General features: G+C 75.0%; 2 protein-coding genes. Both read right to left on the bottom strand.

All coding sequences use genetic code 11. The features are described from left to right. Positions 1–715 (bottom strand): hypothetical protein (locus EF903_RS36230; protein WP_260616232.1); only part of this gene is annotated, 715 nt, incomplete at its 3' end. 116 nt (positions 716–831) lie between these two features. Further along, on the bottom strand, positions 832–1230 hold the full coding sequence (locus tag EF903_RS32630; RefSeq protein WP_125548538.1) for a restriction endonuclease: 399 nt from the start codon (positions 1228–1230) through the stop codon (positions 832–834). Positions 1231–1334: the final 104 nt, after the last annotated feature.

The following is a 1334-nucleotide window of genomic DNA, read 5'->3' as shown; positions in this document are numbered from 1 at the left end:
CGCCGAGGAGGACGATGTTCTCGCACCGCAGGCCGCTGTGCGGCCGGTTCAGCAGCGGGCGCAGCCGCTCCGCGGCCTGGAAGCCCGCGTGGAAGAGCTCCGCCTCCACCGCCGAGGGATCGCCCTCGGCCTGGTAGACCGTCCAGGTCGTGAGGCCCTGCTGGAGGGACGGGGCCAGGTAGGGGCAGTGGGCGGTCATCTGCCGTACGTACGCCGCAATGTCGACGGCGGTCGGGGTGGAGGTGCCGGCTTCGACGAGGCGCAGCGCCCCGGCGGTGGGCCGGGGCGCTGCGCTGGGACGGGTGCGGTTCACGGGCGGTGGGTCGGCAGCTGCTCGGGGGTGAGGTCGTCGCCGTCGCCGCTGACGGGGCCGCAGTCCCACTCGGCGACCACGGTGCCGGTCTCGCGGTAGCGGGGCGAGGGCCTGCTCGTCGACGGTGCCGTGGGCGTCGGTGAACCAGATCTCCGGCAGCGGCCCGTACGCAGCCTCGTAGGAGGTGACCCAGGCGATCGGGCCGTGGCCGTTGCCCTCGACGTGGCGGATCGGCTGGCCGGCGGTCTCCAGGCACAGGGTCTCGTAGGCCGGGGTGCCGAGCAGTTCGTGCCAGGCGGCGTCCACGGCCGGGGAGAACATCTCGGGCATGGGCTGGCCGTTGTTCAGGCGCTGGCCGGTGATGGTCAGGAAGCGGCGCAGCTCGATGGTTGCGGTGGTCACGATGGTGCCCCTCTCGGTGTCGAGTGGTGCTCGCCCGGCCCGGTCGGGCCGGCCGTGGTGCTGTTCGACGCCGCGCACCCGAGGAGCCCCAGGTCTCGTCCGGGTGCGCGGCGGGTTCACAGGGCCCTGGCGGGCCGAGATGCGACGGCTTCGGTGAGGCGATCCAGGCGCTCGTAGAGGGCGCGGATGAGGCGGGCGCAGCCCTGCACGCACCGCACCGTGCCCTCCGGAGCACCGGACAGGCACCGGTCGGCTCCCTCCAGGACGACGTCGGCGAGGGCGCGGGCGGCGTGGTCGGCGGGCAGCTGGTCGGCGGCGCGGCGGACCTCGGCGGCCACCGCGCGGGCGGCGCCGGTCAGCTGCAGCGCGATCTGCTGGAGGTCCGCCAACTGCAGCCCGGTCTCGCCGGTCCAGCCGAGCACGGCCTTGGCCAGGCGCTCGTGGGTGGCGCGGTCGAGGGGGAGTCCGCCCTCGAGGAGACCTGCGGGGTCGTACAGGACCGTGTGGGTGCTCATCGGGGCCTCGCGGGTGCGTCGTCGGGGCGGGGTCGTTCGTCTTCGGTTCGGGCGAGGAACCGGGCGTAGCCGCGGTCGGCGCGGGCCAGCAGGCCCGGGGAAGG

It is taken from the genome of Streptomyces sp. WAC05292 (assembly GCF_003949955.1).
Taxonomy (GTDB): domain Bacteria; phylum Actinomycetota; class Actinomycetes; order Streptomycetales; family Streptomycetaceae; genus Streptomyces; species Streptomyces globosus.
Note: the sequence above shows the minus strand (reverse complement) of the source record. Positions and strands in the feature narration are given on the sequence as shown.